Source organism: Pantoea allii, assembly GCF_046529425.1.
Taxonomy (GTDB): domain Bacteria; phylum Pseudomonadota; class Gammaproteobacteria; order Enterobacterales; family Enterobacteriaceae; genus Pantoea; species Pantoea allii.
In genome coordinates, this window is the sequence record NZ_CP125958.1 from 1,065,612 (window position 1) to 1,088,741 (window position 23,130).

General features: G+C 52.6%; 20 protein-coding genes and 4 tRNA genes. 20 read left to right on the forward strand and 4 right to left on the reverse strand.

The window, feature by feature from the left end:
- The first annotated feature begins 206 nt into the window (after positions 1-206).
- The 4 genes from surE (at position 207) to rpoS (ending at position 3,935) form a co-directional block, all read left to right on the forward strand.
- Entirely contained in the window at positions 207-968 is a 762-nt protein-coding gene (gene surE, locus QNH99_RS05210; RefSeq protein WP_410517368.1) for a 5'/3'-nucleotidase SurE, read from the forward strand.
- Entirely contained in the window at positions 962-1,588 is a 627-nt protein-coding gene (locus QNH99_RS05215; RefSeq protein ID WP_241568308.1) for a protein-L-isoaspartate(D-aspartate) O-methyltransferase, read from the forward strand. The genes surE and QNH99_RS05215 overlap by 7 nt, the downstream gene beginning before the upstream one ends.
- Positions 1,589-1,753: 165 nt before the next feature.
- A complete protein-coding gene (nlpD, locus tag QNH99_RS05220; RefSeq protein WP_063880727.1) occupies positions 1,754-2,890 on the forward strand; it encodes a murein hydrolase activator NlpD in 1,137 nt (378 codons plus the stop codon).
- 52 nt (positions 2,891-2,942) lie between these two features.
- On the forward strand, positions 2,943-3,935 hold the full coding sequence (gene rpoS / locus QNH99_RS05225; RefSeq protein ID WP_013026913.1) for an RNA polymerase sigma factor RpoS: 993 nt from the start codon (positions 2,943-2,945) through the stop codon (positions 3,933-3,935).
- A 72-nt stretch (positions 3,936-4,007) separates the two neighbouring features.
- On the opposite strand, the gene QNH99_RS05230 is transcribed toward rpoS, so the two are convergent.
- From QNH99_RS05230 to mutS, 3 genes are all read right to left on the reverse strand, one after another.
- Positions 4,008-4,748, reverse strand: coding sequence for a 2-phosphosulfolactate phosphatase (locus QNH99_RS05230; RefSeq protein ID WP_410517369.1), 741 nt, complete (start codon positions 4,746-4,748; stop codon positions 4,008-4,010).
- Positions 4,749-4,790: 42 nt separating this feature from the next.
- On the reverse strand, positions 4,791-5,267 hold the full coding sequence (locus tag QNH99_RS05235) for a helix-turn-helix domain-containing protein (RefSeq protein WP_410517370.1): 477 nt from the start codon (positions 5,265-5,267) through the stop codon (positions 4,791-4,793).
- Positions 5,268-5,485: 218 nt separating this feature from the next.
- Positions 5,486-8,047 (reverse strand): DNA mismatch repair protein MutS, encoded by a 2,562-nt coding sequence (mutS, locus tag QNH99_RS05240; RefSeq protein WP_283356279.1) that lies wholly within the window; start codon positions 8,045-8,047, stop codon positions 5,486-5,488.
- Positions 8,048-8,389: 342 nt separating this feature from the next.
- Here mutS and mltB point away from each other — a divergent pair, with 342 nt between their 5' ends.
- The 16 genes from mltB to luxS all read left to right on the forward strand — a co-directional run bounded on the left by mltB (position 8,390) and on the right by luxS (position 21,679).
- Positions 8,390-9,472 (forward strand): lytic murein transglycosylase B, encoded by a 1,083-nt coding sequence (gene mltB / locus QNH99_RS05245; protein WP_096011727.1) that lies wholly within the window; start codon positions 8,390-8,392, stop codon positions 9,470-9,472.
- A gap of 75 nt (positions 9,473-9,547) precedes the next feature.
- The gene (locus QNH99_RS05250) at positions 9,548-9,883 is read left to right on the forward strand and encodes a zinc ribbon domain-containing protein YjdM (protein WP_063881238.1); all 336 of its coding nucleotides are present in this window, start codon (positions 9,548-9,550) and stop codon (positions 9,881-9,883) included.
- Between the two features lie 191 nt (positions 9,884-10,074).
- Positions 10,075-10,851: a trans-aconitate 2-methyltransferase gene (tam, locus tag QNH99_RS05255; protein WP_063880721.1), complete on the forward strand. Its 777-nt coding sequence runs from the start codon at positions 10,075-10,077 to the stop codon at positions 10,849-10,851.
- 102 nt (positions 10,852-10,953) lie between these two features.
- Entirely contained in the window at positions 10,954-11,448 is a 495-nt protein-coding gene (gene pncC / locus QNH99_RS05260) for a nicotinamide-nucleotide amidase (protein WP_096011726.1), read from the forward strand.
- 95 nt (positions 11,449-11,543) lie between these two features.
- Complete coding sequence (recA, locus tag QNH99_RS05265; RefSeq protein ID WP_063880719.1) at positions 11,544-12,614, forward strand: recombinase RecA; 1,071 nt, start codon at positions 11,544-11,546, stop codon at positions 12,612-12,614.
- A 114-nt stretch (positions 12,615-12,728) separates the two neighbouring features.
- Positions 12,729-13,244, forward strand: coding sequence for a regulatory protein RecX (locus tag QNH99_RS05270; RefSeq protein ID WP_082875219.1), 516 nt, complete (start codon positions 12,729-12,731; stop codon positions 13,242-13,244).
- A 128-nt stretch (positions 13,245-13,372) separates the two neighbouring features.
- The gene (gene alaS, locus QNH99_RS05275; RefSeq protein ID WP_410517371.1) at positions 13,373-16,000 is read left to right on the forward strand and encodes an alanine--tRNA ligase; all 2,628 of its coding nucleotides are present in this window, start codon (positions 13,373-13,375) and stop codon (positions 15,998-16,000) included.
- 249 nt (positions 16,001-16,249) lie between these two features.
- Positions 16,250-16,435: a carbon storage regulator CsrA gene (csrA, locus tag QNH99_RS05280; protein WP_006120718.1), complete on the forward strand. Its 186-nt coding sequence runs from the start codon at positions 16,250-16,252 to the stop codon at positions 16,433-16,435.
- Positions 16,436-16,718: 283 nt separating this feature from the next.
- Positions 16,719-16,811 (forward strand) — tRNA-Ser (locus tag QNH99_RS05285).
- Positions 16,812-16,819: 8 nt separating this feature from the next.
- Positions 16,820-16,896, forward strand: a tRNA-Arg gene (locus tag QNH99_RS05290).
- Positions 16,897-17,161: 265 nt separating this feature from the next.
- Positions 17,162-17,238: transfer RNA gene (locus tag QNH99_RS05295), tRNA-Arg, on the forward strand.
- A 189-nt stretch (positions 17,239-17,427) separates the two neighbouring features.
- Positions 17,428-17,504 (forward strand) — tRNA-Arg (locus QNH99_RS05300).
- A gap of 879 nt (positions 17,505-18,383) precedes the next feature.
- A complete protein-coding gene (gene yqaB, locus QNH99_RS05305) occupies positions 18,384-18,950 on the forward strand; it encodes a fructose-1-phosphate/6-phosphogluconate phosphatase (protein ID WP_096011829.1) in 567 nt (188 codons plus the stop codon).
- Positions 18,947-19,375, forward strand: coding sequence for a YqaA family protein (locus tag QNH99_RS05310; protein ID WP_410517372.1), 429 nt, complete (start codon positions 18,947-18,949; stop codon positions 19,373-19,375). Before yqaB ends, QNH99_RS05310 begins: the two co-directional genes overlap by 4 nt.
- Before the next feature lie 31 nt (positions 19,376-19,406).
- Entirely contained in the window at positions 19,407-21,011 is a 1,605-nt protein-coding gene (gene gshA, locus QNH99_RS05315; RefSeq protein ID WP_410517373.1) for a glutamate--cysteine ligase, read from the forward strand.
- Between the two features lie 152 nt (positions 21,012-21,163).
- On the forward strand, positions 21,164-21,679 hold the full coding sequence (gene luxS / locus QNH99_RS05320; protein ID WP_063880715.1) for an S-ribosylhomocysteine lyase: 516 nt from the start codon (positions 21,164-21,166) through the stop codon (positions 21,677-21,679).
- A 162-nt stretch (positions 21,680-21,841) separates the two neighbouring features.
- On the opposite strand, the gene QNH99_RS05325 is transcribed toward luxS, so the two are convergent.
- Positions 21,842-23,128: an HlyC/CorC family transporter gene (locus QNH99_RS05325; protein WP_063880714.1), complete on the reverse strand. Its 1,287-nt coding sequence runs from the start codon at positions 23,126-23,128 to the stop codon at positions 21,842-21,844.
- Positions 23,129-23,130: the final 2 nt, after the last annotated feature.

Below are 23,130 nucleotides of genomic sequence, written 5' to 3' on the forward strand. Positions count from 1 at the left end.
GCCTCATCTGTGCATGTCGTCGCCCTGAATCGTTTCGATATCGGCAAGTACCTGCCCTTTTCCTGCCCACTCGTTTATTTTCGCCTACCACTTCCTCTCGCTCACCGCTAGAATGCAACAGTCGCTGTCCACTCTTAACTTGTTGCCATGCCTCAAAACAGGTCCATATAACGGCGGCCCGGTTGAACAGAAAAGGTCAGAATTAAATGCGGATATTGCTCAGCAACGATGATGGTATCCATGCGCCTGGTATTCAGACGCTGGCAAAGGCTTTGCGTCAATTTGCCGAGGTGCAGGTCGTGGCACCGGATCGCAATCGCAGCGGTGCCTCTAACTCATTGACGCTGGAAACCCCATTGCGCACTTTTACCCATGAAAATGGGGATATCGCGGTGCAGATGGGCACGCCCACCGATTGTGTCTATTTGGGTGTGAACGCGCTGATGCAACCCCGGCCAGACATTGTGGTGTCGGGCATTAATGCTGGCCCCAATCTGGGGGATGATGTCATCTATTCCGGTACGGTGGCGGCCGCAATGGAAGGCCGTCATCTTGGATTACCTGCCGTGGCGGTATCGCTAAATGGTCATCAGCACTACGCCACCGCCGCGGCGGTAACCTGTGCGATTCTTAAAGCGCTGACGCAACAGCCCTTGCGCACCGGACGTATACTGAATATCAACGTGCCTGACCTGCCGTTGGCGGAAATAAAAGGGATTCGCGTGACGCGCTGCGGCAGCCGTCATCCCGCCGAACAGGTGATTGCACAGACCGATCCACGCGGTAATCCCCTCTACTGGATTGGCCCGCCCGGTGAAAAACTGGATGCCGGCCCCGACACGGATTTTGCCGCGGTGGATGAAGGCTATGTGTCAGTGACCGCTCTCCATGTTGATCTTACTGCTCACAATGCGCAGGACGTTCTCAGCAGTTGGCTCGATAAAGCTGAGGTAAATCTGGCATGGTGAGTCGGCGTATCGAGACATTGCTGTCACAGCTGCGTCAACAGGGCATTGAAGATGAACACCTGTTAAAGGCGATTGCCGATGTGCCGCGCGAACGCTTTATTGATGAAGCCTTCGAACATAAAGCCTGGGACAATATGGCGCTGCCGATTGGGTCCGGGCAAACCATCTCTCAGCCCTATATGGTCGCGCGTATGACCGCGTTGCTGGAACTCAACGAGTGCTCACGCGTGCTGGAGATTGGCACCGGCTCCGGTTATCAGACCGCCATCCTCGCTCATCTGGTCGAACATGTTTACTCGGTAGAACGCATCAAAGGCCTTCAGTGGCAGGCCAAACGTCGTCTGAAACAGCTTGATTTGCATAATGTGTCCACCCGACACGGTGATGGCTGGCAGGGCTGGCCGGCTCGTGGGCCTTTTGATGCGATTATTGTCACTGCTGCGCCGCCTGAGATTCCGATTGCGCTGATAGCACAGCTCGCAGAGGGCGGCATTATGGTGCTGCCCGTCGGCGAGGAGCAGCAGGTCTTAAAGCGTCTGCGCCGCCGTGGTAGTGAGATTACAGAAGAAACCATTGAGCCGGTTCGTTTCGTCCCATTAGTTCAGGGCGATCTGGCCTGATTGTCTTGTTAGCATTTCTTCATAACTGTTTCATGGAATCAGGTAGTTGATATTGCTACTATCCGGTTCATTCAACGAAAATCCAGCGTATAACGTGCCGCACAGTGTATTGTGCTGGTGAGACGAATAAGTCAGTTTTTTAAAGGTTGCCACCACGGGGGATTAATGAGCACGGGAAGCACAATTTTTCAGTTACGCCGTTTGGCGGCGCTTTCACTGGTGAGTTTTTGGCTGGCAGGCTGTAGTTCAGGCGATAATACCCAGGCTCCGATAAGCAATATCGGGGACAGTAACAGCGTTAATGATAATAGTAATATGGCGAGTTCTGGCACTGCGCCAGCGGCTGGCGGTGTGCCCTCAGTGCCACCGCAGGGCGGAATGTTAAGTAGAAGCACGCCGTTGCCACAGAACAATTCCGGAATCATTAGTACCAGTAATAGTAATGTGGGCGCCAGTAACAGTAATGTGCAAACCGAAAACGGCCGAATTGTGTACAACAGGAGTTATCAGAATATTCCTAAAGGTAGCTATTCTGGTCAGACCTACACCGTAAAACGTGGCGATACGCTGTTCTATATTGCCTGGATTACCGGAAACGACTTCCGCGATTTGGCGCAGCGTAACAACGTCCAGGCGCCTTACAGCCTGAATGTTGGGCAGACGTTGCAGGTTGACAATGGCTCAGGCCAGCCGATTACCGGCGGCAATGCCATCACCGCGGCAGATGCAACGCAGAGCGGTGTCGTCAGCGCACCACAAATAAAACAGGCCCCTGTTGCACAGCAGCCTGTTATTACGTATTCTGATGATTCGGGTAACTCGAATGGCAGTAAATTGTTGCCATCGAAGGGAGCAAATGTTGCATCGACGACAGCTCCAGCCGTTACCGCACCGCCGACGGTTAGCAGCACAACTGACAGCTCTACACCTGTAGGAAGCTGGCGTTGGCCGACCGAAGGGAAGATCATCGATAACTTCTCTGCCGCAGAAGGTGGCAATAAAGGGATCGATATCTCAGGTTCGCGCGGACAGCCAATCGTGGCCACTGCTTCAGGAAGGGTGGTGTACGCAGGCAACGCGCTTCGCGGTTATGGTAATTTAATCATCATCAAACATAATGATGATTACCTGAGTGCCTACGCCCATAACGATACAATGCTGGTCCGGGAACAACAGGAAGTTAAGGCTGGGCAAAAAATCGCTACCATGGGTAGCACCGGAACCAGTTCAGTTAGATTACACTTTGAAATTCGTTACAAGGGGAAATCCGTAAACCCGTTGCGTTATTTGCCGCAGCGATAATCCGGCAGAGTCCTCAGGAATCTGCCCTGGAATCACGGGTAGGAGCCACTTAATGAGCCAGAATACGCTGAAAGTAAACGAGTTACATGAGAACGCGGAATTCGAAGAGAATGGAGCAGAAATTTTTGATGAGAAGGCTCTCGTCGAAAATGAATCTGGTGACAATGATGTAGCTGAAGAAGAGTTGCTGGCGCAGGGTGCGACACAACGTGTACTCGATGCTACTCAACTCTATCTTGGGGAGATTGGCTATTCTCCATTGCTGACGGCTGAGGAAGAAGTTCTCTTTGCTCGCCGCGCATTACGAGGTGATATTCCTTCTCGTCGCCGCATGATCGAAAGTAACTTACGCCTGGTGGTGAAGATTGCCCGACGTTACAGCAATCGCGGTCTGGCTCTGCTGGACCTGATTGAAGAAGGTAACCTCGGCCTGATTCGCGCCGTTGAGAAGTTTGATCCGGAACGCGGATTCCGCTTCTCAACGTATGCCACCTGGTGGATTCGTCAGACCATTGAACGGGCAATCATGAACCAGACCCGTACAATTCGTCTGCCAATCCACATTGTTAAAGAATTGAACGTTTATCTGCGCACTGCGCGTGAACTTTCTCATAAGCTCGACCATGAGCCGAGTGCGGAAGAGATTGCAGAGCAACTGGATAAGCCCGTTGATGACGTCAGCCGTATGTTGCGTCTCAATGAACGTATTACCTCGGTTGATACACCATTAGGTGGTGATTCCGAGAAAGCGCTGTTGGATATCCTGGCCGATGAAAAAGACAACGGACCAGAAGATACCACTCAGGACGACGATATGAAGCAAAGTATCGTTAAATGGCTGTTCGAACTGAATGCCAAGCAGCGCGAAGTGTTGGCTCGTCGTTTCGGCCTGTTAGGCTATGAAGCGGCAACGCTTGAAGATGTTGGCCGTGAAATCGGTTTAACTCGCGAGCGTGTGCGCCAGATTCAGGTTGAAGGTTTACGCCGTCTGCGTGAAATCCTGCAAGGTCAGGGCCTCAGCATTGAAGCATTGTTCCGTGAGTAAACAGAACTTTGCACGTCAACAGAAAGCGATGGCTAACCCCATCGCTTTTTTTTACCTGTTCTCTCCGTTCCATCAAGATGAGAACGGTCTGCTCTCAAAAAAATCGCCCGTGAGATAACATGCCTGTGTGGCGGTATCCAGCGCCAGGCAAAGTGTCACATCGTCCACAAAACCTCTCTGAATCAACTCTTTCGCCGATGAACAGTCGTGCAGCGATGCAACGTTAACCGCCTGATGATATTGCCATGCCGCGACGGCGGTTTCTGCCTCAGGTGACAGTCCGCTGCGGCCCAGCGCGGCAATGATGCCGCCGGCTGCAACATAATCTTCAATGCAGGGACGAAGGCTGCCATCCGGCCAGCGTTCACCACAAGGCACAATCAGAAGACGTTCGAACAGGCGGCAGGCAGCCGCCGTTGCGGACAGATTCCTGAAGCAGCCCGTAAAGATCGGCACGCCCCATTCTCTTGCTCTGAAGCAGGCTGCGGAGCCATTAGGGGAGGGAAGCACCAGCTTTTCACCTTTGCGAACATGCCGCAAGGTATGGGGCGACAGGCTGTAGCCTTCTCCACTGAATCGTCGGTCACTGTTTGCCGCGATTGCCCCCACCGACAGCGCATAGTGGGTAACTGAGTGATCTTTCCAGGGATAGGGATAAACGCGAGCGCCATTTTCAACCGCCAGGCTGACGCAGGTAGAAAAAGACATCACATCAATAATCACCACGGCATCCACTTCTCCGGCGAGATACTCAACGGCGGGAATGCCCCATTCCAGACGGATGTTATATGCCTGCTGACTGTACCAGTGCATGGGTGTTCCTTCAGGTTGTCAGAAAAGCGCTGACCGGTCGGGCTAGTCCTGTTTACGTAATATTTTTTGCAGGCGTTTTTGCTGCCAGCGGTTGATCCACTGTTTGAAAACAAACAGGCGCAGCGCTCTTATCACGAGCACGCTTCCCCAGATGACGACGACCCAGAGCGACCAGTTACTACCAGGTTCGGTGACGCGGTTGAGGCAATACAGCATGAGGCACACCACGACCCCGGTGAGCAGTGAACGAAAGAACTGGGTTTCGAGTGCCAGCTGCAGGCGGGCATCAGAAATATGGTCATCCAGAGCTTGCCCGCTTTTCACCGGCGCTTCTGCTGTCAGGTCGGTAACTTTGATTTCAAAGACGGCGGCCAACGCGCTTAGCGTTTCCAGGCTGGGTTGCTCACCGTTTTCAATACGCTGCACGGTTCGGGTGCTGAGTCCGGCCATTTCGGCCAGTTGTTCCTGTGACCAGGCGCGGGCAAGACGATACTCTCTGACTTTATTCAGGTTAGGCATAGTGCAGTCTCCGAAAGAGTGAACAATCGGTAAGAAGCATCGCCGGGACGTGCGGTCAGGAACACGACCGCCGCACGACAGGGACACGACAGCATTATGACACCGCTTTCGCCGGTAACAACAGGCTAAACCATGAACCAGCATGCAGGCCACATGCTGGCGAAAACATCATTCACTGCGGGATAGTTTTATCCGCCCCGGTGAAAGGGCGGAGGGGATCAGACCAGCGACTTAAGGCGATAAATCCAGTCCAGAGCCTGACGTGGCGTCAGCGTATCCGGGTCCAGGGCTTCAAGCGCTTCCATGGCGGGGGAGGTTTCTTCCACCAGCAGAGGCAGTTGCGAACCGTCGATATTTGAGGTGGCTGAGTGATTCGATACCGTTTCCAGCTCTTTCAGCTTATTACGTGCTCGTTTGATGACGTCTTTAGGTACACCGGCCAGCGCTGCAACCGCCAATCCGTAGCTTTTGCTGGCCGCGCCATCCTGCACGCTGTGCATGAATGCGATAGTTTCCCCGTGTTCAACCGCATCCAGATGGACATTCACGACGCCTTCAAGCTTTTCAGGCAAGGTGGTCAGCTCAAAGTAATGGGTTGCAAATAACGTCATGGCTTTAATGCGATTAGCCAGACTCTCTGCACAAGCCCAGGCCAGAGATAACCCATCGTATGTCGAGGTGCCGCGGCCGATTTCATCCATCAGTACCAGGCTGTTTTCAGTCGCGTTATGCAGAATATTGGCCGTTTCTGTCATTTCCACCATGAAGGTGGATCGTCCGGATGCCAGGTCATCTGCTGCGCCAACGCGGGTAAAGATGCGATCCAGCGGGCCGATGACAACGTCTTCAGCTGGTACAAAGCTGCCGATCCACGCCATCAGGGCAATCAATGCCGCCTGACGCATATAAGTACTTTTACCGCCCATGTTCGGGCCAGTAATGATCAGCATTCGGCGCTGGGGTGCCAGGGAGAGCGGGTTGGCAATAAAGGGCTCTTTAAGCACCTGCTCTACCACCGGATGACGACCAGCGGTGATTTTAATGCCGGGTTTATCCTGCAGCGTTGGGCGACAGTAGTTAAGCGTCCAGGCGCGTTCGGCCAGATTACTTAAGACATCCAGTTCCGCCAGCGCAGCGGCACTTAACTGCAGTGCTTCAAGGTGCGGCAGCAACTGATCAAACAGGCCTTCATACAGGCTTTTCTCCAGCGCCAGCGCTTTGCCTTTTGAGGTGAGGACTTTATCTTCGTACTCTTTCAGCTCAGGAATGATGTAGCGTTCGGCGTTTTTTAAGGTCTGACGGCGCACATAGTGGATAGGTACCTGATGACTTTGACCACGACTGACTTGAATGTAATAGCCATGCACGCCATTAAAGCCCACTTTTAAAGTGTCCAGACCGAGTTTTTCACGCTCGCGCACCTCCAGCCGATCCAGGTAATCCGTTGCGCCATCGGCCAGCGCCCGCCACTCATCAAGCTCGGCGTTATAACCCGGCGCAATCACGCCACCATCTCTTATCAGAACCGGCGGGGATTCGACCACGGACTGCTCCAGCAGGGTGCGGAGTTCGCTAAAGTCGCCCATCTGCGCGCGCAGGTTTTTCAGCTGCGCCGCGTCAACGTTGGCCAGCAGGTCATTCAGCGCCGGTAGCTGTTGAAAAGCATGACGCATGCGCGCCAGATCGCGCGGACGTGCGGTGCGCAGCGCCAGGCGTGCCAGGATACGCTCTAAGTCACCTACCTGACGTAATACAGGCTGTAGAGATTCGCTCAGAGGCTGCAGTTCAGCAATCGATTCCTGCCGCTTCGCGATGGTGCTGCTGTCACGTAAGGGCATATGCAGCCAGCGCTTTAACATCCGGCTGCCCATCGGCGTGACGGTTTTATCCAGCACGGCAGCCAGGGTGTTTTCTGTACCGCCCGCAAGGTTTTGCGTAATTTCAAGATTACGGCGCGTGGCCGCATCCATAATGATGCTGTCCTGCTGACGCTCCATGCTGAGGGAGCGGATATGGGGCAGGCTGGTGCGCTGGGTATCTTTAACGTACTGCAGCAGGCAACCCGCCGCGCGCAGCCCCAAATGGGCCTGCTCAACGCCAAAACCGTTTAAATCCCGCGTGCCAAACTGCATGTTGAGCTGCTGGCGCGCCGTATCGATTTCAAATTCCCACAGTGGACGGCGACGCAAACCACGACGCTGATCGATAAGCGACATCTCAGAAAAATCTTCCGGATAAAGCAGTTCGGCAGGATTAGTCCGCTGCAGTTCTGCTGCCATGGTTTCCAGATCGGCGGGTTCACTCAGGCGAAAGCGCCCTGAACTGATATCCAGCGTGGCATAACCATAGCCGCGCGCACCCTGGACAATTGCGGCCAGCAGGTTGTCTTGCCGTTCCTGCAACAGGGCTTCATCACTGATGGTGCCGGGGGTAACAATACGCACGACTTTGCGCTCAACCGGACCTTTACTCAGCGCAGGGTCGCCGATTTGCTCACAAATAGCGACCGATTCACCTAACTGCACCAGTCGGGCCAAATAGTTTTCAACGGCGTGATGCGGCACACCGGCCATGGGGATCGGTTCACCCGCCGAGGCACCGCGTTTGGTCAAGGAAATGTCTAACAGCTGAGAGGCGCGTTTAGCATCGTCATAAAACAGCTCATAGAAATCACCCATGCGATAAAACAGCAGAATGTCAGGGTGCTCAGCCTTGAGGCGTAAGTATTGCTGCATCATTGGGGTGTGGGTACTCAAGTCCATGTGCGCTGCTTTGTTCATCTCATTCTTACTCAAGGTTGACGCTTCCTTTTCCCGTCACGGTTGACGCTGGGGTTTAACGAGGGAGATATACAGCCGCTATCGTGCTGTACAGACCATGCAGAAATATTACCATTTTACGGCGTCTGCATCATCCGGGTTACCGCAGCGGGTATTGAACTTAGCAAAGCCTGGCCGCCGACTGAATGTTTTTTTTGACCAGAGTTAACGTCATCGAGGCCTTTCACAAAAACAGCCGGACAGATCGTTAAAAATGCGTTTTTTTTACAATCTCGTTTGTATGTATTCGTCCTGAACGATTAACATTAGAATCCCTGGTCTGGCCTGTTATATGGATATCTGATGCGTTTTAAGCTTGCTTTCCTTCCGCTTTTTGTCCTGCTTGCCGCCTGTAGCAGTAAGCCACACTCTTCGCAGCCGCCCGCTGAGCTGGTTGCGCCTAAAGGCGGTTTTTTGCTGGAGCCGTCCCATGCCGTCCAACCGATGTTTGGCGATTTCGCCAGCAATCCTGTCGCAGAACAGTTCATTGATAAAATGGTGGCGAAGCATGGCTTCGATCGCCAGCAACTGCATGCCATTATTGGCCAGGCAAAGCGACTGGACTACGTCTTGCGCTTGATGGATCGTCAGGCGCCTTCGTATACACCGCCAAGTGGGCCTAACGGTGCCTGGATACGTTATCGCAATAAATTTATTACGCCGGATAACGTGCAAAATGGCGTGGCCTTCTGGAACCAATATCAGGATGCGCTACAGCGCGCTCAGCAGGTTTACGGTGTTCCACCTGAGATTATTGTCGGCATTATCGGCGTCGAAACGCGCTGGGGCCGTATCATGGGGAAAACCCGTATTCTGGATGCGCTGGCAACGCTCTCATTTGATTATCCACGCCGTTCTGCTTACTTCAGCGGCGAGCTGGAAACTTTCCTGCTGATGGCGCGTGATGAGAAAGACGATCCGCTCGATCTCAAAGGCTCCTTTGCGGGCGCGATGGGCTACGGTCAGTTTATGCCGTCGTCCTATAAATCCTATGCGGTGGATTTTAACGGTGATGGCCATATCAACTTGTGGGATCCCGTCGATGCGATAGGCAGTGTCGCGCACTATTTCCAGCAGAACGGCTGGCGTCCAGGTGAAAATGTTGCCGTCCCGGCCAGTGGACAGGCGCCCATGCTTGATAACGGTTTTAAAACCCGTTACAGCGTCAGCATGCTGGCTGCATCAGGACTTTCTCCACAAGGATCGCTGGATGGGCATGACGAGGTCAGCCTGCTCCGACTGGATTTAGGCACCAGCTACCAGTACTGGTACGGTCTGCCTAACTTCTACGCCATCACGCGTTACAACAACAGCACACATTACGCGATGACGGTGTGGCAACTGGGTGAGGCTGTCAGCAAGGCGCGCCAGGGATCGCTGTTTTAATCCTACCCTTAGCAACTGTAAGGATATATGATGGCGGCCCTTTATGTCGTGCCGCCTTTATTTTCTGGAGCCGTTATGTCGTTACCTGCTTGCCCCGTTTGCCATGCTGATTACACCTGGCAAGATGCTGAAAATCTTAATTGCCCGTCGTGCGGTCATATCTGGACGCAGGCTGACGGTGACGACAGCGGCCAGGATAGGGTCGTTCGTGATGCCAACGGCAATTTACTCGCCGATGGCGATAGCGTGACGGTGGTTAAGGATCTGAAGGTCAAAGGCAGCTCTTCTGTGCTCAAGATTGGTACCCGCGTCAAGAGCATCCGCCTGGTCGAAGGCGATCACAACATTGATTGCAAGATTGATGGATTTGGCCCGATGAAGCTCAAATCTGAGTTTGTGAAAAAGAACTGATTCTGCCGGGCGCAGGCTGCGCCCGATCTTATTCCCGCCAGCCTGTTCGGGCTCATCTGCTTTTAAACCGCTGACTCTCTTCTTTCGGCCTGCCGTGTTTTTCCACGCATTTTCCTGTCCGGCTGGGCACTTTATCGGTATTTACGCGTCTCATCTTCTGTGAATCGGCAGTCATCAAGAGGAGACGCACTATGCAAGACTGGGATCCGGCGTTGTATCGTAAATTTGAGGCGGAAAGGACACGGCCCGCCCATGAATTACTGGCGAGAATTAAGGTTGAAGATGTCCGGTTTGTCACCGATCTGGGCTGTGGCCCCGGAAACAGCACCGAACTGCTTTACGATGCCTGGCCGCAGGCGCAGGTTATCGGCCTTGATAGTTCAACCGCCATGTTAGCGCAGGCGCGTGAGCGCTTGCCCCAGTGCCAGTTTATTCAGGCGGACATAGGCAGTTGGAAAACCGACATCCCGCAGCAGGTGATTTATGCCAATGCTTCTCTGCAGTGGCTTGGCGATCATCCCGCACTGTTACCGCAGTTAGTTAACCAACTGGCACCGTCGGGCGCGTTAGCGATTCAGATGCCGGATAATCTGGATGAACCGTCACATCAGTTAATGCGTGAGGTGGCGACAGCCGGGCCCTGGCGCGAGAAGATCAGCGCACAGGCTGCAGAACGCAAAAGATTACCCTCAACAGAGCACTATTATGACGTGCTGGCGAAGGCGGGATGTGCCGTGGATATCTGGCGAACCACCTATTACCACGTTATGGACGATGCGCAGGCAATTATCCACTGGCTGAAGGCCACCGGGTTGCGTCCGTTTCTTGCGCCTCTTGACGTGTCTGAACAGGAGCAGTTTCTGGCGGCCTATCACCAGTGCCTGATTACCGCCTATCCGGCGCGCCAGGACGGCAGGGTGCTGCTGGCTTTCCCACGACTGTTTATGGTGGCGACGCGTACAGGCTAAAACTGGACAGTAAACCGCAATTTCTTCACTGGCTGGCCCTGAGCGCTTGAAAAAGAGTGAGGATTGCACCATGTTCAGTCAACGGCGACAGGGAGCAAAAAAATGAATGACCAGCAGTTGCAGGCGCTGAGTGCGCAGATAGGTGAAGCGCTTAAGCAGCGTAACGCCACGGTAACCTGTGCAGAATCTTGCACCGGCGGCTGGATAGCGAAAGTGTTTACTGACGTGAGCGGGAGCTCGGCCTGGTTTGAGCGGGGCTTTGTCACTTACAGTAATGACGCCAAGCAGGAGCTGGTTGGCGTCAGTGCCGCGTCGCTCACGGAATACGGTGCCGTCAGCGAGGCGGTGGTGCGTGAAATGGCGCAGGGAGCCCAGCAGCGGGCACGTGCTGATTACGCCATTTCCGTCAGCGGCATTGCCGGTCCGGATGGCGGCAGTGAAGATAAACCTGTAGGGACGGTCTGGTTTGGCTTTGCGGCACCGGGTGGTGTTGTCATGGCTTTTCGTCAGCAGTTTGACGGCGATCGTGATGCCGTGCGCCGTCAGTCTGTTGGCTGGGCGCTACAAACGTTATCCAGTCAATTTCTGAAAAATTAAACTTGATACTGTATGACTATACAGTATAATTACTCGCAACAGAAAGTGCACAGGCACCATGCGTGCGTGTTTACCCGGCATGATTAGGAGTAGAAATGGCAATTGATGAAAACAAACAGAAGGCTTTAGCTGCCGCGCTCGGCCAGATTGAGAAGCAATTTGGTAAAGGCTCCATCATGCGCTTGGGTGAAGACCGCTCAATGGATGTGGAAACCATCTCGACGGGTTCACTGTCACTGGATATCGCGTTAGGTGCGGGTGGCTTGCCCATGGGCCGTATCGTTGAGATCTACGGACCTGAGGCTTCAGGTAAAACCACGTTGACGCTTCAGGTTATTGCCGCTGCGCAACGTAAAGGCAAAACCTGTGCCTTTATCGATGCCGAGCACGCACTGGATCCGATTTATGCCAAGAAGCTGGGCGTTGATATCGACAACCTGTTGTGTTCGCAGCCGGATACCGGCGAGCAGGCGCTCGAAATTTGTGATGCGCTGGCCCGCTCTGGCGCCGTTGACGTGATTATCGTTGACTCCGTAGCAGCGCTGACGCCAAAAGCCGAAATCGAAGGTGAAATCGGTGACTCACATATGGGCCTGGCGGCACGTATGATGAGCCAGGCAATGCGTAAGCTGGCAGGTAACCTGAAACAGTCAAATACGCTGCTGATCTTCATCAACCAGATTCGTATGAAAATCGGTGTGATGTTTGGTAACCCTGAAACCACTACTGGTGGTAACGCGCTGAAATTCTACGCGTCTGTTCGCCTTGATATTCGCCGCATTGGGGCGATTAAAGAGGGGGATAACGTTGTGGGTAGCGAAACACGCGTTAAGGTCGTTAAGAACAAAATTGCTGCGCCATTTAAGCAAGCCGAGTTCCAGATTATGTACGGTGAAGGTATCAACACCTTCGGTGAACTGGTGGATCTTGGCGTGAAGCACAAGCTGATTGAAAAAGCCGGTGCATGGTACAGCTACAAAGGCGACAAGATTGGTCAGGGCAAGGCAAACGCAGGCAATTTTCTGAAAGAAAACGCGGCGATAGCCGACGAGCTGGATGTGAAACTGCGCGAGATGCTGCTTAACGGTGGCGATCAAAATATCGCAGCCGGCGCTTCAGCCAATGAAGTTGAGAACGCGGCAAGCGAAGCCAACGAAGACTATTAAAGCCTGAGACAGGAGCGGAAAAATCCGCTCCTGTTTGACATTAAAGCCTCACTTGCCTTTCCTCTGTCCCCATCTCCCGCCATACTCTCACTCCGTTTGTAAAAGGTGCGCAGTATGTCTGAACAACCTCAGCCACAAGTCATCTCATTTTCACGCCTGTTGGATCGCGCGATGCGCCTGCTGGGCCAACGTGACCACAGCCGCGAAGAACTTAAACAGAAACTCCAGCTGTCTGCGCAGCGTAGTGCGTGGATAAAACAAAAAGATCCCGAAATCATTACGCCCGAGCTGTTGGAAAAGGTGCTGAACTGGTGCAGTGAAAACGGCTGGTTAAATGATGAGCGCTTTACCGCGCGGTTTATCCAGAGCCGAAGCCGTAAGGGATTTGGCTCGCAACGCATCAGGCTTGAGCTGGCACAAAAAGGCATTGGCCGCGAGGCGATCGATCTTGCCATGGAAGAGACCGAGATTGACTGGTCGGCCTGTGCGGCTGAACTTGCAGAAAAGAAGTTTGGCCATCCTTTGCCGACTGAATGGAAAGAAAAAGCGAAAGTACAGCGCTTCCTGCATGCTAAAGGCTTCCTGAGTGAAGATATTCAGCAGGTTTTCAGAAATTTTGACGACGAATAGCCGATGTGATTTTACTTCCCCCCGAAGAATATTTATCTTACCCCTTTTGGTTCCTCAAGCTTGCTGCCGTAACGATGCGGCACGCCTGATAAAGAAGGACCTTTCGTTAGCGTGATTCCAGGATATATATGAGCAAGAGCACTGCTGAGATCCGTCAAGCGTTTCTCGACTTTTTCAATAGTAAGGGACATCAGGTTGTAGCAAGCAGCTCCCTGGTGCCTAACAACGATCCGACGTTGCTGTTTACTAACGCCGGCATGAACCAGTTTAAAGATGTGTTTCTCGGTCAGGACAAGCGCGACTACACACGAGCAACGACGTCACAACGTTGCGTACGTGCTGGTGGGAAACACAATGACCTTGAAAACGTCGGCTACACAGCGCGCCATCACACTTTCTTTGAAATGCTGGGCAATTTCAGCTTTGGCGACTACTTCAAAAAGGAAGCTATCGCATTTGCCTGGGAACTCCTGACCGGCGAGCAGTGGTTTAAGCTGCCTAAAGAGCGTTTGTGGGTCACCGTGTATGAAACCGATGACGAAGCTTACGATATCTGGGCCAACGAGATTGGCGTTCCTCGTGAGCGTATTATCCGTATCGGTGATAATAAGGGCAGCGCCTACGCGTCGGATAACTTCTGGCAGATGGGCGATACCGGCCCTTGCGGTCCCTGCAGCGAAATTTTCTACGATCACGGCGATCATATCTGGGGCGGACCGCCAGGCAGCCCTGAAGAGGATGGCGATCGCTACATTGAGATCTGGAATATCGTCTTCATGCAGTTTAACCGTCAGGCTGACGGCACCATGCTGCCATTACCTAAGCCATCGGTTGATACCGGGATGGGGCTGGAACGTATCACGGCGGTGCTGCAACATGTTAATTCGAACTATGAGATCGACCTGTTCCAGAAGTTGATTGAAGCGGTCGCACAGGTTACCGGTGCAACCGACCTGAACAACAAATCGCTGCGCGTGATTGCCGACCATATTCGCTCCTGTGCATTCCTGATCGCTGATGGCGTGATCCCTTCGAATGAAAACCGTGGCTATGTCCTGCGTCGTATCATTCGTCGCGCGGTGCGTCACGGCAATATGCTGGGGGCTAAAGACGCGTTCTTCTACAAGCTGGTTGCGCCACTGGTTGAGGTGATGGGAGCAGCAGGGGAAGAGCTACAGAGGCAACAGGCTCAGGTTGAGAACGTTCTGAAAAGTGAAGAAGAGCAGTTTGCTAAAACGCTTGAGCGTGGCCTGGCGCTTCTGGACGACGAACTGGCGAAACTGCAGGGTGATACGCTGGATGGTGAAACCGTCTTCCGCTTGTACGATACCTTTGGTTTCCCTGCTGATTTGACGGCCGATGTCTGCCGTGAGCGCAATCTCAAAATCGATGAAGCCGGTTTTGAACAGGCGATGGAACAGCAGCGTCAGCGCGCACGTGAAGCCAGTGGCTTTGGCGCCGATTACAGCAATGTCATTCGTATCGACGCCGCCTCATCGTTTAAAGGCTATGACCAACTCGACCTGTCGGCGACCGTTAAGGCACTGTTCGTCGCGGGTGAAGCCGTTGACGCCGTGACTGCCGGTCAGGATGCAGTGGTTGTACTGGATGAAACCCCTTTTTACGGCGAATCTGGCGGCCAGGTCGGCGACACGGGCGAGCTGAAAGGCAGCAACGCGCTGTTTAGCGTACAGGACACGCAAAAATATGGTCAGGCTATTGGTCATATTGGCAAACTGAGCAGCGGACAATTACGCATTGGTGACCGTCTTGAGGCTGTGGTTGATGAGGCGCGTCGTGCGCGTATTCGTCTGAACCACTCCGCCACTCACCTGCTGCATGCAGCACTGCGTCAGGTTCTGGGTGAACATGTTGCCCAGAAAGGCTCTCTGGTAAACGATAAATACCTGCGTTTTGACTTCTCACACTTTGAGGCCATGAAACCTCAGGAGATTCGTCAGGTTGAAGACATTGTTAACGCCCAGATCCGTCGCAATTTGCCCGTTGAAACCAATGTGATGGATCTTGAAGCGGCAAAAGCCAAGGGCGCGATGGCCCTGTTCGGTGAAAAATACGATCAGCGCGTACGCGTTCTGACCATGGGGGATTTCTCGGTTGAGCTGTGTGGCGGTACGCACGCTGCGCGTACGGGTGATATCGGTCTGTTCCGCATTCAGGCCGAGTCCGGTACTGCCGCAGGGATTCGCCGTATAGAGGCGATAACAGGTGAAGCGGCGCTGGCGCAGGTGTACGCTCAGAGTAGCCAACTGCAGGACATTGCCCACCTGGTGAAAGCCAACAGCAGTAACCTGAATGAAAAAGTGCGCAGTCTGGTTGATCATCTGCGTTCGCTGGAGAAAGAGTTACAGCAGTTACGCGATCAGCAGGCAGCGCAGGAAAGTGCACAACTGGGTAATCATGCGGTTGACGTCAAAGGCGTTAAGCTGCTGGTGACTGAGTTGAGCAATACCGATCCGAAAATGTTGAGAACCATGGTGGATGATCTTAAAAACCAACTGGGCTCAGCGATTATCGTGTTGGCTACGGTAGCGGATGGCAAAGTGTCACTGATTGCTGGCGTAACGAAAGATTTAACCGACCGCGTAAAAGCCGGGGAGCTGATTGCCGAACTTGCACCTAAAGTAGGAGGTAAGGGCGGTGGCCGACCGGACATGGCGCAGGCAGGTGGCAGTGATGCTACTGCACTGAAAGGTGCGCTGGCAGGCGTTGAAGGATGGGTTTCGAGCCGTCTGTAATGAAATAAAATAATTCATCGTAGCAAGCGCCAGAACTGATGTTCCGGCGCTTTTTAATACGATGTTAAATTTGCTAGTGACAAAGTCGGGTTGATGTAGCGTATTTCGGCTAAACTATTTATCAGCAGAATGTATTGGCGCGTTGATGTGCAATGGTGTATTTCTCATAGCCTGTGTGCAGCGTTAAGTGATGGATAACGCCGGGAAGCTTCATAAGCCCGACTCTTTTAATCTTTCAAGGAGCAAAGAATGCTTATTCTAACTCGTCGAGTTGGTGAAACCCTCATGATTGGCGATGAGGTGACTGTAACGGTACTGGGTGTCAAAGGTAACCAGGTCCGCATTGGTGTTAACGCACCAAAAGAAGTGTCTGTGCATCGCGAAGAGATCTATCAGCGCATCCAGGCCGAAAAAACGCAACAAACCAACGTTTGACAGATTCAGCGTCTCGCACCTGTGCGAGACGCTACCCTTGTTTCTCTGCCTCTTCGTTTTCTTTTTACTCCTCATCTCCCATTTTTATTAACTTCATCATCTTTCATTGTTGATTATTCACTCTTTTTGCCGTCATTTTGTCCCAATTGCCTGTCATTTGTGCAAACGGAAAAAACCTTCCGAAAAATTGTTTGACTTATAAGTGCGGGAAAGTAATATGTGCGCCACGCAGTGCCGATGAGCAGAAACAAAGTTCAGAAGCACAGTTCGGAAGAACGCGTAAGGTGAGGTGGCCGAGAGGCTGAAGGCGCTCCCCTGCTAAGGGAGTATACGGTCAAAAGCTGTATCGAGGGTTCGAATCCCTCCCTCACCGCCATTTCCGATGCATCCGTAGCTCAGCTGGATAGAGTACTCGGCTACGAACCGAGCGGTCGGAGGTTCGAATCCTCCCGGATGCACCATGTTTTTCGATATGGACGTGTATGAGTGTTCTGTAAGGCATCGTCGATATGCCAGTCAGAACAAGGGAAGATAACGTTGCTTTAGCAACGGCCCATAGGGTGAGGCGTCAGCCGAATAATCCTCCCGGATGCACCATATTGTTGGATATGTTGATGTCAGGCGACGCGCCAGCAGATAACATCGTCGGAACAGAGTTGTAAAGTGAACTAGCAATTCCTTCATGGTGAGCCGTTAGCACCCTGCGTTGTACAAGAATTTCATAATGCATCCGTAGCTCAGCTGGATAGAGTACTCGGCTACGAACCGAGCGGTCGGAGGTTCGAATCCTCCCGGATGCACCATACTTCAGAGTATGGAGGTGTGTTCCTGGTCTGTAAGACATCATCGATTTGTCAGTCAGAACCAGGGAGGATAACGTTGCTTCAGCAACGGCCCACAGGGCAAGGCGCAAGCCTGGTAATCCTCCCGGATGCACCATTCTTCGTATTACCCCCAGGTTGATTTCTGTCAGTCCATAAAAGATTTTCAATGCATCCGTAGCTCAGCTGGATAGAGTACTCGGCTACGAACCGAGCGGTCGGAGGTTCGAATCCTCCCGGATGCACCATATTCTAGACTTCTAAAGCGAAATCCTTCTGTCCTGTCCTGACGTATTTACAGCAAATACCAGGGAGGATAACGTTGCTTCAGCGACGGCCCGCAGGGCGAGGCTACAGCCGAGTCATCCTCCCGGATGCACCATATTCTGCATTTCTAAAGCGAAATTCCCCTGTTTGTACTTCTAAAGCTAAAGCGAAATTCCCCTGTTTGTACTTCTAAAGCTAAAGCAAAATCCCTCTATCCATATCCTGACGTATTTACAGCAAATACCAGGGAGGATAACGTTGCTTCAGCAACGGCCCGCAGGGCGAGGCAACAGCCGAGTCATCCTCCCGGATGCACCATATTCTGCACTTCTAAAGCGAAACCCTTCTCCTTCTCCTTCTCCTCCTCCTTCTCTCTCTGTCCTGACCGGATGTGCGTACAGCCAGCCGGATAACAAACAACCTTCCCCCAGTTCGTATCATGCAGGACAAACAGATCGTTATCTCTTTAGCTCCTCAGCGCCGGTTAGCGGCATGACTGACATATCTTCGCCAGTCTTCCTTTTTCTCTTCACAGACCCGTTTTACACCGTCTGAACTGTCCCGGTTCAAATTCATCCGTGCGATAGCCGTTTTCAGGCAGGTTAACATTTAGCGCTGTGTTAAATTTTCTACGCTCTTCCGTTAATCTCTTATGCGTTTCTTAGCGCAACGCTGATCTTCAACTTACCTCACAAAATCACTGGGAATTCGCGACCTTACAGGCTTTCCAACCCGCTCACCTTTATCCGAAAACTAAAATTGCTAATGCTTTCAAAGCATTTGCTGTTCATCCCGCCTGGCGACAACCTACGCACATTCAGCTAAAGTAGTGGCTCATTTGTTGGAGGTCCTCTGTGACAATCTACGATCAATACGACGCCCTGATTTTCGATATGGACGGTACTATTCTTGATACTGAACCGACACATCGAAAAGCGTGGCGTCAGGTGCTGGCGCGTTATGAACTGGCGTTCGATGAAGCGCGCATGATGGATTTCAATGGTGCGCCGTCATGGCGGCTGGCGCAGTTAATTGTCGAAACCAATCAGTCAGGTCACGATCCTTATGCGCTCGCCGCGGAAAAAACGGCAGCGGTCAAAGCGATGCTGCTGGATAACGTCCAGCCGCTTCCGCTAATGGACGTCGTTAAGGCTTATCATGGCCGTCGACCCATGGCTGTCGGAACCGGTAGCCAGCGCGCCATGGCCGATGCACTTCTTAATCACCTGGGCGTCAGGGCGCTTTTCTCGGCGGTGGTGGGGGCGGATGACGTCGAACATCATAAACCTGAGCCTGAAACGTTCTTGCGCTGTGCGGCGTTACTGGGCGTTGAACCCACACGTTGTGTGGTATTCGAAGACGCTGATTTTGGCGTGCAGGCAGCAAAGGCCGCAGGTATGGCCGTGGTTGATGTTCGCCAGCTGTGAGCGAAACGCTGGCTTATGTGTCTTTATTTAGCAGCAGCTTTCTCAGTGCAACGCTCCTTCCAGGTAGCTCTGAGGCGCTGTTGGTTACATTACTGATCGCGAAAAGCGCATCAGTTTACGGGTTGATTTTAGTCGCATCGTTAGGGAATACCCTGGGTGGCTTGACCAACATAATTTTGGGTCGCTTATTGCCGTTAAAACGTCAGGGGCGATGGCATGAGACAGCAATGACGTGGTTGCAACGGCTGGGGCCGGCAGCGCTGTTGTTGAGTTGGCTACCGGTTATAGGCGATCTGCTCTGCGTCCTCACAGGCTGGTTACGCTTTGCCTGGTTACCTTCGGTGCTGTTTCTGGCTATCGGTAAAACGCTGCGTTACATCGTTATTGCGACCGCCACATTACAGGGCATGGAATGGTGGCATTGATTCGTACAGATTCGGGGCTAGGGTTAACACTATGCTGAACAAAAATAAATTATTCACACAGCGGGAGGTTAATGTGATCCCCGACGTATCAAAAGCGTTGTCCTGGCTGGAAGCGCATCCTGATGCACTGAAAGGCATTGGTCGTGGCATTGAGCGTGAAACGCTGCGTGTGCAGCCAGATGGTCGTCTTGCGACGACGGCTCATCCAGAGTCGCTGGGTTCGGCCCTTAAGCATGACTGGATTACCACCGACTTTGCTGAAACACTGCTGGAGTTTATCACCCCGGTTGATCACAGCATCGACCATATGCTCGCATTTTTGCGTGATGTCCATCGTCATGTTGCCAGCGAGCTCGGTGAAGAGCGCATGTGGCCTTTCAGCATGCCTTGCCTGATTGAGGATGCGGATAACATTACGCTGGCGCAGTATGGCAAATCCAATATTGGTCGTATGAAAACCCTTTATCGCCAGGGGCTGAAAAACCGCTATGGTGCGCTGATGCAAACCATCTCCGGGATTCATTATAATTTCTCGCTGCCACTGTCATTCTGGCAGGCATGGGCGGACGTAAAAGATTACGAGAGCGGGAAAGACACCATTTCTGCCGGCTACCTGCGGCTGATCCGAAACTATTATCGCTTCGGCTGGATCATTCCTTATCTGTTTGGTGCATCGCCTGCGATTTGCTCCAGCTTCCTGCAGGGCAAAGAAAGCGCGCTACCGTTTGATACGGATAAGAAAGGTACGCTGTGGCTGCCCTATGCAACCTCGTTGCGCCTGAGCGACCTGGGTTATACCAATAAGTCGCAAAGCTCATTGGGTATTACGTTTAACTCACTTGAGGGCTATGTCAGCGCCCTGAAAAAAGCGATTAAAACGCCCTCGGAAGACTTCGTGAAGATGGGCACCCAGGATGCAGCGGGGAACTGGTTACAGCTGAACACCAACGTTCTGCAGATTGAAAACGAACTCTACGCCCCGATTCGACCAAAGCGCGTTACCCGGTCCGGAGAAGCGCCTTCTGATGCCCTGCTTCGTGGCGGCATCGAGTACATAGAAGTGCGTTCAATGGACATCAATCCCTTCTCACCCATCGGTGTGGATGAAAACCAGGTGCGGTTCCTCGATCTGTTCCTGATTTGGTGTACGCTGGCAGACGCGCCAGAAATGAGCGCTGATGAATTACAGTGCAGTCGGCAGAACTGGAACCGTGTGGTGCTTGAAGGGCGTAAACCAGACCTTAAGATCGCCGTTGGCTGTGGTGAAGCAGAGTACTCGCTGGTCGAGATGGGGAAAACCCTGTTTGCCGATTTGCGCCGCGTTGCAGAAGCATTGGACAGTAATCAGGGGACAACAGAATATCAGCAAGTCTGTGACGAACTAGTGGCATCCTTTGACGATCCTGAGCTAACCTATTCGGCGCGTATTCTTCATGCGATGAAAGAAAACGGCGTAACCGGTACGGGGATTGCCCTGGCAGAACAGTATCGGCAGTTGCTTATCAACGAGCCACTGGAAGTGCTGAAGCCGGAAGACTTCGCGCGTCAGGCGCAGGAATCCGTCGCCGCGCAGCAGCAGCTTGAAGCGAATGATACGTTAGATTTTGAAACCTATCTGGCTGGCCGGGAAGGGTAGAAAAGAAAAAGGCCACATCAATGTGGCCAAATTAACATCTCTGTTGTCAGGGATGGATGATAACAAATGCGCGTCTTTCATATATTCAGACGCTGGGCGATCGGAAAAGTTTCATCGTTCCTAAAAAAATTTTTCAGACCAAGAGGTGACGTATGCCATTACTGGATAGTTTTACTGTTGATCACACCATCATGGCCGCGCCTGCGGTTCGTGTTGCAAAAACCATGAAGACTCCCCATGGCGATACGATTACTGTTTTCGACCTGCGCTTTTGTCGCCCGAATATCGACATCCTGACGGAACGCGGTATTCACACGCTGGAGCACCTGTTTGCAGGCTTTATGCGTAACCATCTCAACGGTAACGGCGTGGAGATTGTCGATATTTCGCCTATGGGTTGCCGTACAGGTTTCTATATGAGCCTGATTGGCACACCAGACGAGCAGCGTGTGGCACAAGCCTGGAAAGGCGCGATGGAGGACGTTCTGAAGGTGAAAGATCAGAACCAGATCCCTGAGCTGAATGAATATCAGTGTGGTAGCTATAAGCTGCACTCACTGGATGAAGCGCAGCAAATTGCCCGCAACGTGCTGGCGCAGGATATCGGCGTGAACCATAACGACGATCTGAAACTGCCTGCCGAAAAACTGAAAGAACTGCACATCTAGTCTGGCTTCGGCTGTTCTGACAGTAAAACGCCGCCTGTTAGCGGCGTTTTTTATTGCGCAGCTAAAACAACGGTGTCATGCATGACGGCGACTGTTGCCAGCCATGAAGTGGCGCAGGTTGTGACGAAAAGAAAAACCGCCTTTAGAGGCGGTTTGTCTGCATCAGGAACCGACGGATTGCTTAAGCGGTGTCCGCGGGGTAATGCGAACCTGCTTAATCATATTATCCTGCACATCCAGGATATCGACATCATAGTGATTCACCCGGACGCGCGTGTTAACGGTGGGGATCTCTTCCAGCGCTTCCAGCAACATACCGTTAATGGTGCGAGCTTCCTGCTCCGGCAGTTGCCAGTTAAAGACTTTATTAATCTCACGAATATTGGCGCTGCCTTCAATCAGCACCGAGCCATCGTTTTGCGGCATCACTTCTTCAGCCAGTGAAGGGGACATCGACGTCGTGAAATCGCCGACGATCTCTTCCAGAATATCTTCTATCGAAATCAGGCCCTTAATGTCGCCGTATTCATCCACCACCAGACCCGTTTTTTTCTTGTTACGCTGAAACTTCACCAGTTGGATGTTGAGCGGCGTGCCTTCGGGAATGTAGTAGATCTCGTCGGCGGCACGTAGCAGCATCTCTTTCGTAAACTCTTTTTTCTCGGTCATCATGCGCCAGGCTTCGCGCACGCGCAGCATTCCGACACAGTCATCCAGCGAATCACGGAACAGGACAATGCGGCCGTGCGGTGAATGGCTTAACTGACGAATCACCGACTTCCAGTCATCGTTGATATTAATACCGACAATTTCATTACGCGGCACCATGATGTCGTCCACACTGACCTTCTCCAGGTCGAGTACGGACAGCAACATATCCTGATTACGGCGCGACATGTGTGTACGCGACTCATAGACAATGGTTCGCAGTTCTTCTTTGCTGAGGGCAGAACTAATCGCACCATCCGCCCGGATGCCCACCAGGCGCATCAGCAGGCGGGTAATGGTATTCAGCAACCAGACCAGCGGCAGCATGACGTATTGCAGCGGACCGAGCAGAAAACTACTGGGATAAGCGACTTTTTCTGGATAAAGCGCGGCGACCGTTTTTGGCAGGACTTCGGCAAAGACCAGCACGACAAATGTCAGGATACCGGTCGCGATGGCAACGCCTGCATCGCCATACAGACGCATTCCCACAATGGTCCCAATGGCGGACGCCAGGATATTGACCAGGTTATTACCGATCAGGACCAGACTGATAAGACGATCCGGACGCTTTAACAATTTTTCGACGCGGCGGGCTGCGCGATGGCCATGCTTAGCCTGATGGCGCAATTTATAACGATTGAGTGTCATCATGCCGGTTTCAGAGCCGGAGAAGTAGGCTGAAACCAGCACCATAATGATGAGTGTGACAATCAGGGTCGTGGTCGAAACATGTTCCACCG